9 protein-coding genes, 1 pseudogene and 2 CRISPR repeat arrays (1 of these 12 cut by a window edge) are annotated in these 18,920 nt (G+C 46.6%); of the genes and pseudogenes, 5 read left to right on the top strand and 5 right to left on the bottom strand.

Translation table 11 applies throughout. The features are described from left to right. A CRISPR array of direct repeats spans nt 1–7,499; the repeat unit is 30 nt; unit sequence GTTTCAATGCCTCATAGGTAGGATGGTAAC; it reaches 2,668 nt to the left of the window's first position. A 141-nt stretch (nt 7,500–7,640) separates the two neighbouring features. The 5 genes and pseudogenes from MGLY_RS18785 (at nt 7,641) to MGLY_RS08650 (ending at nt 13,591) form a co-directional block, all read left to right on the top strand. Further along, nucleotides 7,641–8,171 (top strand): DUF6431 domain-containing protein, encoded by a 531-nt coding sequence (locus MGLY_RS18785; RefSeq protein WP_422880088.1) that lies wholly within the window; start codon nt 7,641–7,643, stop codon nt 8,169–8,171. A 142-nt stretch (nt 8,172–8,313) separates the two neighbouring features. Next, nucleotides 8,314–9,570, top strand: coding sequence for a helix-turn-helix domain-containing protein (locus MGLY_RS08665; RefSeq protein ID WP_156271578.1), 1,257 nt, complete (start codon nt 8,314–8,316; stop codon nt 9,568–9,570). A gap of 1 nt (nt 9,571) precedes the next feature. Then, complete coding sequence (locus tag MGLY_RS08660; protein WP_156273090.1) at nt 9,572–10,372, top strand: ExeA family protein; 801 nt, start codon at nt 9,572–9,574, stop codon at nt 10,370–10,372. A gap of 11 nt (nt 10,373–10,383) precedes the next feature. Next, a complete protein-coding gene (locus MGLY_RS08655; RefSeq protein WP_156273088.1) occupies nt 10,384–10,686 on the top strand; it encodes a hypothetical protein in 303 nt (100 codons plus the stop codon). 185 nt (nt 10,687–10,871) lie between these two features. Next, nucleotides 10,872–12,035: direct repeats of the CRISPR family, unit length 30 nt; unit sequence GTTTCAATGCCTCATAGGTAGGATGGTAAC. A 309-nt stretch (nt 12,036–12,344) separates the two neighbouring features. Further along, nucleotides 12,345–13,591, top strand: a pseudogene (locus MGLY_RS08650) (IS110 family RNA-guided transposase). Between the two features lie 290 nt (nt 13,592–13,881). Here MGLY_RS08650 and cas2 read toward each other — a convergent pair. The 5 genes from cas2 to cas5 form a co-directional block, all read right to left on the bottom strand. Beyond that, nucleotides 13,882–14,145: a CRISPR-associated endonuclease Cas2 gene (gene cas2, locus MGLY_RS08645; protein WP_156273086.1), complete on the bottom strand. Its 264-nt coding sequence runs from the start codon at nt 14,143–14,145 to the stop codon at nt 13,882–13,884. Between the two features lie 14 nt (nt 14,146–14,159). Beyond that, a complete protein-coding gene (cas1b, locus tag MGLY_RS08640; RefSeq protein WP_156273084.1) occupies nt 14,160–15,155 on the bottom strand; it encodes a type I-B CRISPR-associated endonuclease Cas1b in 996 nt (331 codons plus the stop codon). Between the two features lie 32 nt (nt 15,156–15,187). Beyond that, nucleotides 15,188–15,694, bottom strand: coding sequence for a CRISPR-associated protein Cas4 (gene cas4 / locus MGLY_RS08635; RefSeq protein ID WP_156276321.1), 507 nt, complete (start codon nt 15,692–15,694; stop codon nt 15,188–15,190). A 71-nt stretch (nt 15,695–15,765) separates the two neighbouring features. Beyond that, a complete protein-coding gene (gene cas3, locus MGLY_RS08630) occupies nt 15,766–18,189 on the bottom strand; it encodes a CRISPR-associated helicase Cas3' (protein ID WP_246187482.1) in 2,424 nt (807 codons plus the stop codon). Then, complete coding sequence (cas5, locus tag MGLY_RS08625; RefSeq protein WP_170290988.1) at nt 18,183–18,917, bottom strand: CRISPR-associated protein Cas5; 735 nt, start codon at nt 18,915–18,917, stop codon at nt 18,183–18,185. Before cas5 ends, cas3 begins: the two co-directional genes overlap by 7 nt. Between the last annotated feature and the right edge of the window lie 3 nt (nt 18,918–18,920).

Here is an 18,920-nt window from a genome sequence, read left to right as displayed (position 1 = left end):
TCAATGCCTCATAGGTAGGATGGTAACTTCCGCCGCCCGGAGAGCAGCCGCCGCACCTTCGTCGTTTCAATGCCTCATAGGTAGGATGGTAACCAATCTCCACCACCTCCGCCCATATCACCAATCGTCGTTTCAATGCCTCATAGGTAGGATGGTAACGCAAAAGGCGGCCTTGACCGCCGAGCTGGAGATGGTGTTTCAATGCCTCATAGGTAGGATGGTAACGCGTTGCTCAACCTCGATGAGGAGACCTTCGCCGCATGTTTCAATGCCTCATAGGTAGGATGGTAACAATGGCTTTCCCCTGTTCCCATGCCCGGCGGATTTGTTTCAATGCCTCATAGGTAGGATGGTAACCAGGCCGCGGCGCCCATGTAGCGATCATCGATGACCCGGGTTTCAATGCCTCATAGGTAGGATGGTAACTCCAGGGCACCACACCCTGTTGAGACACCGCGGCGATGTTTCAATGCCTCATAGGTAGGATGGTAACGTCTTGCAGCTTCATGACCGCATGACCGCGGCACTGAAGTTTCAATGCCTCATAGGTAGGATGGTAACGCAGCGATATCGCCCAGTTCGGTATGTCTTATAGATGTTTCAATGCCTCATAGGTAGGATGGTAACATGGTCAACCCAGAAGCGGGAAACATGGGGCAAGGCCGTTTCAATGCCTCATAGGTAGGATGGTAACCCTGGTTGGATGGCGACGGCGTGGATCTGCATCGGAGTTTCAATGCCTCATAGGTAGGATGGTAACGAGGTGACGATATGATCCCTCTGCGCATTGAAGTGACGTTTCAATGCCTCATAGGTAGGATGGTAACGGGCCGCTTCCGGTCAACACGCGAGAATGGGTTTTATTAGTTTCAATGCCTCATAGGTAGGATGGTAACGAAAGGATGCTGGAAAGGAGGAGGCAGAAAAGGGCGGTTTCAATGCCTCATAGGTAGGATGGTAACTTTTCATTTTCAGGAAATCCCCGTAGGGGGATACCAGTTTCAATGCCTCATAGGTAGGATGGTAACCTTCTCCAGCCTCACCAGCAATACCCATACCTCCGGGTTTCAATGCCTCATAGGTAGGATGGTAACGGGCTCGCCGTCCGCACCACGCCCGACTACATCACCGGGTTTCAATGCCTCATAGGTAGGATGGTAACTATGCTCACGGTCAAGCTGCTCATTTAATACCTGCCGCAGTTTCAATGCCTCATAGGTAGGATGGTAACATAAAGCCAGCCTCAATGTTGACTATGGTATGGCTGTTTCAATGCCTCATAGGTAGGATGGTAACTCACCGCAGATGAGATGCTCATTTCGGTTTTCCGTAGTTTCAATGCCTCATAGGTAGGATGGTAACGTAGACGTGTTGCGGACATAATGCCAAGTTGTAGCCAGTTTCAATGCCTCATAGGTAGGATGGTAACCGGCTGCGGGAGCGACGGCGAACCGCTACTACGTAACCTGTTTCAATGCCTCATAGGTAGGATGGTAACACTGTCTGCACAAACTCTTTCCAGCCGCCACTCGCAGTTTCAATGCCTCATAGGTAGGATGGTAACATTCTCCGCAATGAGAAGTACATAGGAGTCTATATCTTGTTTCAATGCCTCATAGGTAGGATGGTAACTCCTCAGTAGTCGCCGCCATAATAGCGTCCTTAGCGTGTTTCAATGCCTCATAGGTAGGATGGTAACTGGCGCGGCAACCCGGCTTTGCTTCTGGCTGACAGGAGTTTCAATGCCTCATAGGTAGGATGGTAACTGTCCAGTTCGGATGTTGTTACTGTAGCTACCGCAAAGTTTCAATGCCTCATAGGTAGGATGGTAACTAAAACAATGGGTGGGGCTAAGACATGGTAAGCAAAAGTTTCAATGCCTCATAGGTAGGATGGTAACCCCATACAGCGCCGCTACAATGCCCTGCGGAACCGGTTTCAATGCCTCATAGGTAGGATGGTAACCGAAGCTGATTGAAACATTGCCCATGCTGACAGCGGAGTTTCAATGCCTCATAGGTAGGATGGTAACTCAGTAAACTGGCTGGCCTCGTCTATGCAAATATCCTGTTTCAATGCCTCATAGGTAGGATGGTAACCCTGCCATGTTCTCACCGCCTTTCTTTCCTGACGAAGTTTCAATGCCTCATAGGTAGGATGGTAACTTGGCGGTTCCCAGGTGAAAGTTGGCGTTGTGGCCGAGTTTCAATGCCTCATAGGTAGGATGGTAACAGAAGGCTACCAAGACAAGGAGAGCCGCAAAAACGGGTTTCAATGCCTCATAGGTAGGATGGTAACTGAACAGTTTGTGTGCCACATCCCTGGCCCAGGCGTGTTTCAATGCCTCATAGGTAGGATGGTAACTGAGCAGGGGTTTGTGTATGTGTATCGCGAATACACGTTTCAATGCCTCATAGGTAGGATGGTAACTTATCCTGCGGGAGCTTGAAAGGCAGAAGTTTTTGGTTTCAATGCCTCATAGGTAGGATGGTAACGGAAACCCTGTCTGGAACTGCACTGTGGAGCGACCATGTGTTTCAATGCCTCATAGGTAGGATGGTAACTGCTTCGGGGGGCTGGAAGGAGTATGTCCAGACGGTGTTTCAATGCCTCATAGGTAGGATGGTAACTGCATGGAGCCTGCTGCAGGGTAGCCGCCATATCAGGTTTCAATGCCTCATAGGTAGGATGGTAACCCGCAAGGGTCGCATTTCCAGTTTGCCGAAACAACTGTTTCAATGCCTCATAGGTAGGATGGTAACGGTCGGATTATAGGTAGGGCTGCTGTCCAGGGGGCGCGTTTCAATGCCTCATAGGTAGGATGGTAACGCATATCGATTTTGTCGTCACCGGCATGGATGCCTTGTTTCAATGCCTCATAGGTAGGATGGTAACATTTTGCCAGGATAGGCTCCCGGCGGGCCAGTATTCGTTTCAATGCCTCATAGGTAGGATGGTAACAATGGGGAATTTTCTGCCGGCGAAGTAACGAAAAAAGTTTCAATGCCTCATAGGTAGGATGGTAACCAGCGAGAAAGTATATTGCGAAATATGGAGGGATGTAGTTTCAATGCCTCATAGGTAGGATGGTAACTTTGAACAGCGATTCCAATCATTGACACCCCCTCCGGGTTTCAATGCCTCATAGGTAGGATGGTAACAGATAGTGTACCACGAGGGAGGGAGAAAAAATCATGTTTCAATGCCTCATAGGTAGGATGGTAACTGAGGATGAAGAAACGAAGACCCAGGAGTACTTTTAGTTTCAATGCCTCATAGGTAGGATGGTAACGGACCGGATGGCCCTGGCCCTGGCGGAAGCCATTTATGTTTCAATGCCTCATAGGTAGGATGGTAACTAGTCATTGCTGGATTAATCGCAATAGCAGTCTTATGTTTCAATGCCTCATAGGTAGGATGGTAACTTTTGTAAGGTAAAATAAAAGGAGGGGTGATAAATGAGGTTTCAATGCCTCATAGGTAGGATGGTAACTAGGGCAAAAATATTCCGCAAGCTGGAGAGGATACCAGTTTCAATGCCTCATAGGTAGGATGGTAACGATTTACCCTTTTTAAGGGGCATTCTCACCACCTCCGTTTCAATGCCTCATAGGTAGGATGGTAACTGGAGTTTAAGAAGTTTGGCCGGGAAACCCGGCCCGGGTTTCAATGCCTCATAGGTAGGATGGTAACTACTAGGTAAGCCGCAAATAAGGCAACGATAACGACGTTTCAATGCCTCATAGGTAGGATGGTAACATACTAAAATTTAGTCGATAAAATAATAAACGAAAGGTTTCAATGCCTCATAGGTAGGATGGTAACCTGGCATGGGTGACCGTGACGGTCCCCTCAACCAGGTTTCAATGCCTCATAGGTAGGATGGTAACCATTAAAAGCACCACTAGCATGAAAAAGGCTAGATAAGTTTCAATGCCTCATAGGTAGGATGGTAACGGAAGCGGCCCGGAAGTTTACGTTTTGCCGGGAGCCAGTTTCAATGCCTCATAGGTAGGATGGTAACTCCTTGTCCTGGATGGTAATACTGCGGTCCGCTATAGGTTTCAATGCCTCATAGGTAGGATGGTAACCCGGCTGGACGACGGCACTTATGAACACCGGGACAGGAGTTTCAATGCCTCATAGGTAGGATGGTAACTCACCGTTGCCGCAAACTCTGGGCCAAATGACTTCACGTTTCAATGCCTCATAGGTAGGATGGTAACTAAATGATGAACACTTGTTCTATATTTTGAAATACAGTTTCAATGCCTCATAGGTAGGATGGTAACCAATGATTTTGCGGTATGTCGTACCGGTCGGCAGCTGTTTCAATGCCTCATAGGTAGGATGGTAACCTGCCATACCGGGCCTAAAAGCAGGGCCGCCGTGCCGAAGTTTCAATGCCTCATAGGTAGGATGGTAACTAAGCCGTTCCAGGTCCTCCACCTCGCTTCTTAAACGAGTTTCAATGCCTCATAGGTAGGATGGTAACCCTGGATTGTTTTCCGGCCCGAACCGGAGTTTATCCGTTTCAATGCCTCATAGGTAGGATGGTAACAAATTGCCAGGGCCACCGCTTTTTTAAGACCCACCCCGTTTCAATGCCTCATAGGTAGGATGGTAACTTGCCGGGAACAAGGATTAAGCCCGGCACAAGTATTAGTTTCAATGCCTCATAGGTAGGATGGTAACTGCAAAAATCAGCTTTATTCACCGCACCGCCTCCCAGTTTCAATGCCTCATAGGTAGGATGGTAACGTGACATTCGTGGTAATATATAATTGACGGGTAGGAGTTTCAATGCCTCATAGGTAGGATGGTAACGGGATACATGGCCTAACTTTATCTAGGGAAGAATTTGAAGTTTCAATGCCTCATAGGTAGGATGGTAACGAAACCGGACGGGAACGTGGTCCATCAGTTAACCCTTATGTTTCAATGCCTCATAGGTAGGATGGTAACCGTATCCTTTAATCTAGACAAGGTGCGGTTGACGAGGTTTCAATGCCTCATAGGTAGGATGGTAACGTGACATTCGTGGTAATATATAATTGACGGGTAGGAGTTTCAATGCCTCATAGGTAGGATGGTAACGGGATACATGGCCTAACTTTATCTAGGGAAGAATTTGAAGTTTCAATGCCTCATAGGTAGGATGGTAACGAAACCGGACGGGAACGTGGTCCATCAGTTAACCCTTATGTTTCAATGCCTCATAGGTAGGATGGTAACAAACCTGCCTTGTTTCAACTTTAGGGATTTCCGGCAGTTTCAATGCCTCATAGGTAGGATGGTAACTTGGTGCTGGAGGCGTACGGCATCCGGGGCACCGAGGTTTCAATGCCTCATAGGTAGGATGGTAACTTGAGGCTCTGGTACCACTGTGGCGCGGGGACAAGTTGTTTCAATGCCTCATAGGTAGGATGGTAACGGTAGAAATGAGGTGGCAAATCATATGAAGAAAAGGAGTTTCAATGCCTCATAGGTAGGATGGTAACATGGAAGAAAAAAGGATTATATCCCGGCCGCAACATGTTTCAATGCCTCATAGGTAGGATGGTAACGGGGCGGGAATTACAGGTGGCCGCATGGTCCTTGACAGTTTCAATGCCTCATAGGTAGGATGGTAACTTACTACAATCCGGCACTAGAGAGAGCGATATGGGTGTTTCAATGCCTCATAGGTAGGATGGTAACCCTATAATGATTGGTGGGGTAATTGCGAGGTTATTGGGTTTCAATGCCTCATAGGTAGGATGGTAACTTTCCTGGGCGTCGCGGAAAAGCAGCCAAACAGCGAGTTTCAATGCCTCATAGGTAGGATGGTAACGGACGTGGCTACCCTGCCAGCCCTACCAGCAGGTAGTAAGTTTCAATGCCTCATAGGTAGGATGGTAACTACCTTGCCGATAACGATAAACAACAGCGCCAGGATACGTTTCAATGCCTCATAGGTAGGATGGTAACGTCAAATTCGCCAGCAGGGTCCGCTGTTGCTCTGCGTTTCAATGCCTCATAGGTAGGATGGTAACCGGCCCAGGGACAGGCCATGGCCGAATACCAACAGGTTTCAATGCCTCATAGGTAGGATGGTAACGGAGAAAGGATAAGCCACAACATAAACAGCAGGATAATGTTTCAATGCCTCATAGGTAGGATGGTAACGCCGTCAGCCAGGAGAAAAACGGTCCGGTAAGCCGGTTTCAATGCCTCATAGGTAGGATGGTAACATAAGCAATACAATAAGCAGGAAAAAAGCTAGATAAGTTTCAATGCCTCATAGGTAGGATGGTAACCCGGGCCGGACCCGCCGCCTGCATTGATGTGAAACGAGTTTCAATGCCTCATAGGTAGGATGGTAACTCCGCGCGTAGCCAAAATACGCGCAGTGCAGTCGGGCGTTTCAATGCCTCATAGGTAGGATGGTAACATGTTATCATCTACGGCCTGTAATGGCGGGTCCTCAGTTTCAATGCCTCATAGGTAGGATGGTAACGGATGATAAAGGGGCTTTTCCGGTCGAGCTAACCGAGTTTCAATGCCTCATAGGTAGGATGGTAACGCGGCAAGGGACTTTATAGCCCCGGCTTTTGCAAAGGCGTTTCAATGCCTCATAGGTAGGATGGTAACTTATCTTTACCCGGACCGGCCCGGAAGGTTTTTCCGGGTTTCAATGCCTCATAGGTAGGATGGTAACCGGACCCTGCTGGCTAATTTGAATGAGAGTTTATCCGGTTTCAATGCCTCATAGGTAGGATGGTAACTCCCAAAAGATATGCGCGTTTCCTATCCGCTTTTGAGTTTCAATGCCTCATAGGTAGGATGGTAACTTTCCCTGGATTACTCCAGGCCCCTGACTACGAACCGCGTTTCAATGCCTCATAGGTAGGATGGTAACTTAACCTGGAAATTGCTAAATTGACCGGAGGTGTTCAGGTTTCAATGCCTCATAGGTAGGATGGTAACGCGCATCTGTCAATTTAATAACACAATTTATCAGCAGTTTCAATGCCTCATAGGTAGGATGGTAACGGACGGCTTTTTGCTCGGCGGTAGCATTGGGAGAGAGGTTTCAATGCCTCATAGGTAGGATGGTAACCTGCGCATAAAAGTCCTACTGCGCCGTTATGTCATGTTTCAATGCCTCATAGGTAGGATGGTAACTTAGCCGGGGCGACGAGGGTGCCCCGGCCCGCCCTGGTTTCAATGCCTCATAGGTAGGATGGTAACGCGGATTTGGTTGCCGTGCAGTCGTTGCTGGGTCACGGTTTCAATGCCTCATAGGTAGGATGGTAACGCAAATCTTTCATTTTCATCGGGTTATTTGTCTGAAGTTTCAATGCCTCATAGGTAGGATGGTAACGGCGGGACAGGCCCGGAGGTTTTTATCCTGCCCGGTGGTTTCAATGCCTCATAGGTAGGATGGTAACGACGGCCCGGCTCGCGGATTCGGGCAGGAGTTTTGCGTTTCAATGCCTCATAGGTAGGATGGTAACCAATGCAGGTGCAGATTTGTCATTTAGCACACTATCATCCTTAAAACTAGTCCTAACTTTATCAATTTAAAATATCGAGATAACATGTAACAGTTCCCCCAAAGTGATATAATTTTAGCAAATTATTCTGGGGGGCTGTTTATGCAACTGGTATACAATTTCGGTATTTCCCTGGAGGATTATGCTGCCCGGGGTAAGAAAAATGAGTTTCCCGTCATAGAGTCTTGCCCTATCTGTATGGCCCGGCAGGCTCTAAAGCGGCATGGTTTTTACTGGCGTAATGCCGGTAGTGACTCGGAAAAGTGGCTACAGCTGCCCATCTGCCGCTTTTGGTGCCGCTCCTGCCGGCACACCTTCTCTCTTTTGCCTTCCTTTCTCCTGCCGTATTACCAGTATTCCCTTAAGTTCATTCTGGACTGTCTCATATATTTCTTCTCCAAGGCCCGCCTCCTTATTTACTACCAGCTGCTCCAGTTCTACCGCCGCCGTTGGGCGAAGAACATGAATTGCATCCAGGCCTTCTTCCGGGAGCAGGGTTACCAGGAAATAATCCCGCCGGAATTTAAACAAAGGGCCATAAAATTGCTGGAAATGATTGCCGCGTTCCCCAACGCCGAAACCTTTTCCCAAAGGTTCCATAATCATTTCCGGCGCAATTTTATGGCTAATTAATTTTACCATGCTTTCCCCGGTTCCGTAAAGCCTCCCTGCTACATTAGCCACCACACACCTTTTGCCTGTCCTGGGGGACAGGTTAAGGTTAAACTGGTAAATGACCGGACCGGTTAACCTTAAATCCTGGGGAGGGGTTGTGATGGACGAGAAGGACCGGGAAAATATCGCTCTTTTTCGCTTTAGCTTGATTGCGCCGTTGTTGCAGGGTCAGGTAGCCAGCAGGAAGGCCTACCTGGAGAGTATTACGGCCAGACCCCATGAAGTACCGTATTATGGCCTCTGCGACTATAGCCCCCAGACCATTGCCAGCTGGCTCAGGGATTACCGCCGCGAGGGGTTTGAGGGGTTAAAACCGAAAAGGCGTTCTGACCGGGGAAGGCCGCGGGCCTTATCCCCGGAGTTACAGGAGCAACTCCTGGCCCTGCGCCAGGAGGAGCGTTCCTGTCCGGCTTCTGTCTTTTATGAACAACTGGTGGCTAAAGGTGTTATTTTACCGGACGCCGTTTCTTACGCTACCATTTACCGTTTCCTGAAATCCAGGGGGCTTTTAGGCCGGGAGATGCGGCGGGAGCCGGAACGGAAACGCTTTGCCTATGATACGGTGAATACCCTCTGGCAGGGGGATGTGGCGGCCGGGCCTTACCTTCGCGTTGGCAACAAAAAGGTGGCTACTTTCCTCTTTGCTTTTATCGATGATTGTTCCCGCCTGGTGACTTTTGCCCAGTTTTTTACTTCCGAGAAGTTTGAGTCTTTGAAGGTGGTCTTCAAGGAGGCTATCTTACGCCGGGGCATTCCGCAGATGGTCTACGTGGATAATGGTAAAATCTATCGTTCGGAGCAGCTGCAGCTGGCCTGCGCGGCCCTGGGGATAGCCTTGATCAATACTAAACCCTATGACCCGCAGAGCAAGGGTAAGATCGAAAGGTTCTTCTTGACCGTCAGGCAGCGTTTCTTGCCCCTGGTTAAAGATGAACACCTTAAATCTCTGGATAACTTGAACCGCTCTTTCTGGCAGTGGCTGGAGGAAGATTATCACCGCCAGGTCCACAGTGCTTTGGGTATGAGCCCCCTGGATAAGTTTATGTCCCAGTTCAGCCAGGTTAAGATGGTGAGCGACCCGGCTGTTCTGGAGCCGCTTTTTTTCAAGCGGGAGGAACGGCGGGTACATCATGATGCTACTATCTCCATTAACAAGCGCCTTTTTGAGGTGCCGCCTCAATTTATCGGCAACCGGGTGGAGGTGCGCTTTGACCCGGAAAAACTGGAGCGGGTCTTGATTTTTGTGGCCGGTAAAGAGGTGGCGGTGGCACAGCCGGTGGCGCTCAGTGTTAACGCCCGGGCAAAGCGGGAGAGCAAACTTTCTTTTGCCAGCTTACAGGGAGGGGGCCAAAACTAGAATGTACCAGGCTTTTTATGGCTTAAAAGGGGCTCCTTTTGGCAAGGAGCTAAAACCCCAGGATGCCTTCCTTTCCTGCAGTTTAAAAGAAACGAGGGCCCGGCTGGAGTATTTATCCCGCGTCCGGGGCATGGGGGTCCTGGTGGGAGAACCGGGAGCCGGTAAGACCTTTGCCTTGCGGGTCTTTTGTGCTAATTTAAACCCGGCCCTCTTTAAGGTTATTTATTTGCCCCTGGCCACAGGGACGGTCATGGATTTTTACCGCGGTTTGGCCCGGAGCCTGGGGGAAGAACCGTCTTTCCGCAAGATTGACCTTTTTCACCAGATCCAGCAGGCGGTCCAGGTGTTCTTCCGGGATAAAAAGATTACGCCCGTCTTCATCCTGGATGAGATGCACCTGGCTAACCCCAAATTCCTGCTGGACCTGGCCCTGCTCTTTAATTTCGCCATGGACGCCTTTAATCCTTTTATCCTGGTCCTGGCCGGCTTGCCTTTTTTGTTGAGCCGCTTGGAGTTGAACCAGACCCAGTCTCTGGCCCAACGCCTGGTGGTTCGCTTCCAGGTGGAACCTTTAAACCGTGAGGAGGTGGGCGCCTACCTGGAGCACCATTTATCCCTGGTGGGGGCTACCAGGCCTTTATTTGAGCCGCCTGCCGTCGAGGCCATCGCTTCTCGCTCCCGCGGCTGGCCGCGCCTGGTGAACAACCTGGCCCTGACTTCCCTCCTCTGGGGCGCCCAGCTTAAAGCCCAGCTGATTAGTGCTGATGTGGTCCGCCAGGCAGCTGCCGAAATTGGCCTCTAAGGGTGGTGGCTATGCTTAAGCTTGCTTCCCCCAGAGACGTGGAAAGTCTCCTGGAGATCCTGGCTTTCGTCCTCTGGGCGAATACTTTTGGGTCCTACGGTGAGGAATTGGAACGCCCGGTATTGGATTTCGCCCGCGACCTTTACGCTGAATTGCTAAAATACCTGGAGTCTTTCTATACCGCCCGCGAGGAACCCCATTATTACAGCTTTATTTGCCAGTTGCAACTGGAACAAGGATTTGATTTCCAGAGAAAACGCCTGGCTGCCCTTGATAAAAAATTGGCGGAACGGTTCAAGGCCCCTTCTTTTTAGGCCGCGTTGAGCGGCTTTTTTCTTTGGGGATTTTATTGTGCTAATGTGCAATTCCTGAGAATTTGGGGTGCTGTAATTTGATAATCTTGCAGTTTGTGCCGGCGGCGTGAGTTACTTTAATTTGAAAAACGGTGGTTAATTTAATGTGCTAAATGACAATAAGGGCTTCAAGACACTTGATACTAGTTTCAATGCCTCATAGGTAGGATGGTAACCCTTGGCCACCGCCAGCCAACCGAATTCGTTCCCGAGTGGTTTCAATGCCTCATAGGTAGGATGGTAACCTCTTTATGCGATGAGGTATGGGTATGCGGCGACTGGCAGTTTCAATGCCTCATAGGTAGGATGGTAACTTAGCCTCAGTAACTTCATCCAGGGTTTCCTCCTTGTTTCAATGCCTCATAGGTAGGATGGTAACGGAGAAAAGGTCCATCTCCACCGCCGGGGCTCCGGTGTTTCAATGCCTCATAGGTAGGATGGTAACGTTTTTTGTCCATAAGGTTCCATATGTTTCCATGTTGTGTTTCAATGCCTCATAGGTAGGATGGTAACGGGTGCGATATGCAGCCCGAAAGCTGCCTCCTCTATGCGTTTCAATGCCTCATAGGTAGGATGGTAACCCACCGGAAAGTCATAGCCGCCAGACGGGCTGAGATGTTTCAATGCCTCATAGGTAGGATGGTAACTCACATAGCCCATTTAAAATGCTTTTTAAAGATGTTGTTTCAATGCCTCATAGGTAGGATGGTAACTCCGGCGCTTCCGGCAGGCACCATGTTCAGCGGGAGTTTCAATGCCTCATAGGTAGGATGGTAACCCTGTCCAGAGCCATCACGAGGGCCACGATGCCGTGTTTCAATGCCTCATAGGTAGGATGGTAACCTTACGGGAAATGTGCGAGCCGGTTACGGTAGGTGGGTTTCAATGCCTCATAGGTAGGATGGTAACGTTGCCTGAACTGCGGCAAGCTCCTGAAATACACGGAGTTTCAATGCCTCATAGGTAGGATGGTAACCGGCGGAGATGTATGCTTGCGCTGAGGCGTCTGGAAGGTGTTTCAATGCCTCATAGGTAGGATGGTAACAAGCAAGCGGAATTACAGCCTCAGGACCCGCTTCAGGTTTCAATGCCTCATAGGTAGGATGGTAACTCAAGCGCATCAGTATATTGGCCCTGCCTTTTCATGTGTTTCAATGCCTCATAGGTAGGATGGTAACGAGGAAGAGGCTCGACAGAAGCTAGAGGAAGCTATGTTTCAATGCCTCATAGGTAGGATGGTAACATACTCGCCCCGCCGGTGCCCTTTGTCTCGATGAACTGTTTCAATGCCTCATAGGTAGGATGGTAACCCATTTAAAGTCAGGAAATCAACGACATTAAATTTCTTACTAACCGGCCATGCCTGGAAGGCACAAACAATCATGAAAATAGAAAGAAGTGATTACAAACATCTGATTTTCTGCTACATTGGACTTATCAGGGACAAAGGTTGAGTATATTTTGATGGTATAACCTCGAGTACTAACCTAACCTGATTGCCTTTGAGCACAGCCAATTGTCGCCCCTTGTTCTTAAGGACTTGGGAACAGCACGGGTGTTAAACTTCTTACTTTCTCGGGCAATCATCCCTGAAATCCAATGAAGCAGGAGGAGTTCTTATGCAAGACATCTTGGAAACCTGCTGTGGTTTGGACGTCCATAAAGATACCGTGGTTGCCTGCCTATTAAAAGGCAATATTGGCGAGGAACCGACAAAAACCATCCGCACCTTTTCCACCCTTCTGCCCGGGCTTGATGAACTGAAAGCCTGGCTGGAAGCAGAGAACTGCCGCCATGTGGCCATGGAAAGCACCGGGGTTTATTGGCAGCCTGTATATAACGTCCTGGAAGAAGCCTTTGACGGCAGTATGGTTTTGATTGTTGCCAACGCCCGGCACATGAAAAACGTTCCCGGTAAAAAGACTGACATGAAGGACGCTGAATGGATAGCTACCCTTTTACGCGCCGGATTGTTGGAAGGAAGTTTTATCCCCTCCAAACCTATCCGGGAACTCCGTAATCTAACCCGGTACCGCAAAAGTATTATCGAAGAGATTGCGTCGCAAAAGAACCGCATCGAAAAGCACTTACAAAGCTGCGGTTTCAAGCTCTCCACCTTCCTCACCGATATCTTCGGGGTATCGGGCCGGGCGATTATGGATCACCTTTGCCGTCACGGGAAGATATCCGCCCGGGAAGTAGAGACTTTGGTAAAGGGTCGTGCCAAGAGTAAGCTTCAGGAAATCAAGCAGGCTGTCAATGGCAAAATGGATGTTCACCAAAGGGAGTTCCTCAAGCTTTTGCTGGGCTGGCTGGATCAGCACTACGAGCATCTTCGATTGGTAGAGCAAAAGCTGGAGGAAAAACTTAATCAATACCAAAGACAACTGGAACAACTGGACGGCATCCCGGGGATTGACAAAACCGCTGCCGCCGCTATTCTGGCGGAAATTGGCATCGATATGAGCCGCTTTAAAACTGCGGAACATATCTGTTCCTGGGCGGGCTTAAGCCCCGGCAATAATGAAAGTGCAGGAAAAAAAAGTCCACTCGCACCACCCACGGTAACACCTATCTAAAGCGAATTCTTTGCGAAGTTGCCTGGTCCATCACCCGGGTACGCGACAGCTATTTATCGTCCTGGTACTGGAAGGTCAAGCAACGCCGCGGGGCCAAGAAAGCCCTTATCGCTTTAGCCAGAAAGCTCCTGGTAATCATTTACAACTTACTAAAAAACGGTACAGACTACGACGAGACTGCATTTGAGAAAGCCAAACAAAAGCAAGAAAGGTTTCGGATCAAGAAAATTATTGCTGAGGCCCGGAAGCTGGGACTCGAGGTAAGGGAAGTCGCCCAGGTCGTTTAACACTATACCCTCAAAAAGGATTAACCTGGCTGATGCAAGTTCATGCATCTGCTAGCTTATTATTGCCTTTTTACGCCCTGCCTGGTAGGGTTATTTACTTGATGAAGATCATTTGTTAGGTTATTTTCGTGTTAAGGTTATTTTAAACTTTAAGGTAAAAAGATCAAGATTTTATGCCTTTTCTTTATAAAAAAATGTCGTCGAGCTCCGTTAGTTTTTACACTACTGGAGTTCGACGACAAATAAATTTTCATTAATACTTTGGTCCCGATCAAGATCTGCTGTTCATTTTAAATAAACAAATTTTCTCCACCCTTGTTGAGGCCCACAATCTGTCTCGCAGAATATTTAGTAGTCCGTAGGATATAAATAATTATCGAATCCTCCTCCTTATCTATTATCTTCATTAATTCTACTTTTAATTTTTTCAGGTTTGCTTCTGTAATATCTCCTTCCAAGACTGAATTCTGAACCCAATGTAAATATCGCCGGCAGGTTTTTAATACTTTGGCTACTCTCTTAACGTTAACGTCATATACTAATATCACAAACAATTTAATGCACCACTTTACCATGTCGCTATAAAAGGCTCATATACTTTTTCGCCCATTAAGTGTTTTTCTAATTTATATAGCTCTAGGCGAATTAACCGGCGATAAGAAACCGCTCTACCTATTTCGCGATGTTTGATTGTAGTTTTAAGTTTTTCTTCCATCTGTTCTATAAAACATCTCTTTGCCCTGTCTTTCATCAAAATTCCTTCGCTACCACGTTCGAAGTCATCTGTAGTAATCATCTTGCGCCCAAGTAATGAAAAAATCACCCGGTCTACTATTAACGGTTTAAAGATTTCCGCTATATCCAAGTTCAAGGTAAAACGGCGAAAGTTGGTGGTATGTAAAAATCCAATTCGAGGGTCTAAATGGGTCCGGTAAATTTCTCCCAGGCATATTGTATAAAGCAAAGAATTGCCAAAACTTATGAGGGTATTAAGATAATTTTTTGGGGGCCTACGGGTACGGTTTTCAAAAATAAAATCGGGCAACTCAATGATTTCATCAAAAGCTTTATAATATGCCTCCCGCATATTCCCCTCAATGGCCATTAATGAAGGGATATCGTTACAGGTTGCTATAGTACCAAGAAGAGTTTCAATGGTAACTATAGAGTTATCAACTTTTTTATCTCTAGCTTTGTAATATTTAAGGACCCGTAAAATATTTTTACCTGCTCCTTCTACTAAAAGACGGGCTATACTAAGACGTTTATTTTCATCTATGTAATGTTCAGCTTGCCGGAGTATCATATAACCTGAGTTTAAATGTTCACGGGGGTAAAAGCTACCCATATAATAACCATAGTGACTGAAATAGTGAAGGATAATTTCTTTTTGGCTCAAAAACTCTAAGAACCTCTTATTAATATCAACCTCCCCAAATATCATTATTTCTCCTGTATCTTCTACAGGAATAAACCGTTTTTCCCCCTGTTCTGTTTCAAAATAGATGGTATTATCCTTACGATGAAACTGACCGTTGGTAAAAATGTAAAGGGTTTTTTTCAAATTACCTCCCCCTCCCCTGATATCTTTAATTATTAAGACCAGCAGAATTCGGAGTAGGCACATTTCTTACAAAAGCGGTTTTTAACCGGTGGGGGTGGTTGTTGTAAATAGACCAGACGCAAAATATCCCTTTCAACCCTTTCTATTTCAGCTAAAGTATCCTCATCGAGAATTACTTCTTCCTTTTTCTTTTCTTGAGGGAAACGTAATTCACCTCGAGCCTGGATGCCCCTTTTATGAAGCTCTTTCAAATAAAAGGCAAGCTGCATGCGGGCGCTTTGATTATACTTAGAACTCTTCTTTACTTCTCCCACCACCATTTCGCCATTATTAAAATGATAGACATCCATTTTACTACTACCTATTGCCAGTTCCTTTTTTTCACGGTTATAGGAAGTTTCACCGATAAACCGCCCCAAGATGAGATTACCATCATCAGCATCAGGTGTAATTTGGTGAGAAATAAGCCATACCTGCCGGAGACAAATATAGTAGTACCATACCAGGGTTCCTCCTACACCAATATCGGCATCAGACAAGTAGATCACTCCTTGGTTTTTAAAACTTGCAAATAGCAAGATGGCATGACCCTCATTATCTTCCGAAAAGCCTATATAAACCATACTTCTTGTTCATCTTCAGCTTCTATTAATGATAGACCTGTATCTGTTTTATAATAAGCATCTTGTTTTAATCTCAATAACATTTTACCTTCTACAGCTTCTCCTACCTTACTAGCTACTTTTTCGGGTACATGTACAGTAAAATAATTCATGAGCCCCATGAAAGCTTTCCGTTCCCTAAATTTTAGGGAATTAAGATAACCTCTGGCAACATAGCGCTCCCATATTTGTTCGGGGGTGTCAATATTAAATTTGGTCATAACGTTTTTAAGGGTTTCTGGAAGAGCACAAATTAAATGGGGTACAAAAACACCATATTGGAATATTTCTGTGCCAAAGGGATGTAAGCCAGCAAAGGTACTGTAATGACCAGCAGCAGCTTGAATAACCTTTTCCAAAATTGCTTGATGGGTATTACGGCGGAAACATTCATCGTAATAATCCCTAATAATCCTGGCTGCCTCGGATTCCGTGAATTTAGTGTATTTCGTTAAGCACCAATCTGTTACTTCCCTTTGATCACGGTCCCGATATACATAGCAGCGAGTATCTATTTCATTTTCCCTTCTAAAATCAACTACATATAAATTCCCAATTTCACCTTCACCATGACGGTTAGCCCTTCCAGCTGCTTGAACAATGGAAGGTATTACTGGTCGGGCCCGTAAAACCACCCGAAAGCTTAAATCTACGCCTGCCTCAAGCACCTGAGTACTTACTACCAGTACACCCTTACCTGTCGCCAAAGCATTCTTAATCTCATCAACTCTGGCTTTCTTATGTAGTGGGGTAAGCCTGCCTGACAAAAAGAAAACCGGTTCTTCTGGTATTAATTCTTTAATGAGGTGATATACCCTGGCAGCATCTTTAATGGTATTCAATATAACTGATACCGACCGATAATCCCTATAGGCCTGAACTGCTTCTTCAGCAAGGTGCTGCTCATTTATTTCACTCAGAGAAGTGACACTGTAACGTGATAAGATTGGCACAGCTTTTCCGAGGGATACTACTTGTCCAAAAAGTCCCCCTTCCAGTGCTGGTAAAGTCGCTGTAGTAAGTAGCACTTTAGTATTTAATTCTCTTGTACAAGCTTCTAATAAAGCCAGAAAAAGATTCCATACATTAGCACTCAAGATCTGGGGTTCATCAATAATTATAAAAGCGTCTTTTAAGCCCTCTAACCTGAGGGTATGCTGGGCCCTGGACGGAAAAAGAGCTAGAAATAATTGATTAAAAGTGGTAGTTACTACAGGCGCTCGCCAGGTTTCTAACAGTATATCTTCTTCTTTCTCTTTCTCATCTTCGAATAGTCTGTTTAGAGCTGAAAGATAGTGATGAGTCATTACTTCCAGGCCTGTAGACCGGGCAATTTCTTCTGTTGCCTGGGATAGGATTGAAAGGTATGGAGCTACATAAATAATCTTACGGCATAATCCCTGTTCTATAGCCTTTAAAGCTATACTTAAAGAAGTTAGTGTTTTTCCATAACCCGTGGGTAGCTCAAGGGTAAAAACATTTGCTCCTGCCTCTTTAGAAAATTCTTTGAGGGCTTTCTGGCGCCACTTTTCCCTACCATCTAGCAATAACTTAGCAGCTCCAGTTGCCTCTAAGGCCTGCCTTCGCTTTTTACAAAAGTCATCTATTGATTGAAGGATTTGCCTGGCGCATTCTGAAGTTATATACTCCTCCGGCGAATCCTCCGTAAGAAATCCAGCCGCATGTACCCGGTCGGCACATATAAGGCGGCTGTTTTCTAATTGTAATGCTAAACTTGCTCCTATTATATAGCGGTTGCCTTGTTCAAGAAGCCTGAAGGAATATTTTATTGCCTCATTACACCATTTAGGCCAGCGAACGGTAATATCAGCCAACGTGCTCTCTATAGCAGTTAATAATCCGTCTTCCCTTACAAAGTAATTTAATTCCGGAAAGTAATTGCCGGTAAGAGTGAAAATGGCCTTTAGATCACAATTTATTAAATCGCCAGCAACGTATCTACCAACCCACGGGGGATACTCACCATTTATATCGGGTACTTCCCCATGATGGTTATAAAGATAATGGGTAAGGCCCACCCCGAGGCGGAGGAGGGCCTGTTTTTCCTTCATTTTAGGTTGCCATATCTTTAATAATTGATCCAGGCAAACGGCAAATAACATTGCTCCAGCATAAGCATGGGGTACACCCCTTAACTTGTCCGGCTGGCGAACATACTCCTGCCAGGCTGTCTGGGTTTTTCCAGCATCGTGTAATAAGCCAGCTAAAAAACGTAGCCGTTCATAAGCATTACCTTCAGCCTCTCCCATTTTTTGGGCAACTGCTAAGAGATGTTCTTGTAAAGAATATTTTTCCCCTTTTACTCCATCAGGGCGAGCAATGCATTCGGCAAAAGAATATTTTCTCACCACAGACAAACCACCTCCCCCCCTGGAAGGCGTGCCGTATAAAACTCAATAGAAGCATTATTTTTGAGAGCCACTTTTAAAGGCCCCCCACGAGTTTCATAAAAAACTGTAACTGTACCTTCAAATATTCTCCCGCCATTATGACAGTACGGCATGGCCCTGGCAGCAGCATATGTAGCTCCCGCTTCTACATCTATCCTGGTTACAATCTCCCGGGGTACAACTGTAGCGATGGAAAATAATTCATTAGAATCTGGGTTCAATAACTCTGCTTCAAATATATCTTCGTATTCGGGAAAAGTTAAGCAATAAGCGCTACCTAAATAAGTATGGTATACACTTCTCCTTTCTCTTATAAATGTGGCCAGTTTTTCGATCCAATCACCGCTATAAAAGATTCGGTAATGGGGGTTTACCAGCATTTCTATTACTGTTGGACGGTTAAAGGTATTACCATTTCCACTTACAAAAGCCTTGCCAAGCAGTGACATCTGACTACATATAGTCCTGACTGGAGCCAGCAATGATAATCCTAGAAAATGCCGGCTTCTTAAAAAAGCCCGACCTTCCTCAGTAGAAAAGTCGATTCCCATTATGGAAGCCAAAAGGCCATGTAAGGTAGGTCTCGGTGGAAAAGGATAGGTGGCCTGGGTTACAACGGTATCCGGCTGGCGGAAATGGGCAATTTTACCCCGGAGTGAGAAGCTAAGTATTTTTATACAGTCTGCCACCCT

The organism is Moorella glycerini (assembly GCF_009735625.1).
GTDB classification, from domain to species: domain Bacteria; phylum Bacillota; class DSM-521; order Neomoorellales; family Neomoorellaceae; genus Neomoorella; species Neomoorella glycerini.
Note: the sequence above shows the minus strand (reverse complement) of the source record. Positions and strands in the feature narration are given on the sequence as shown.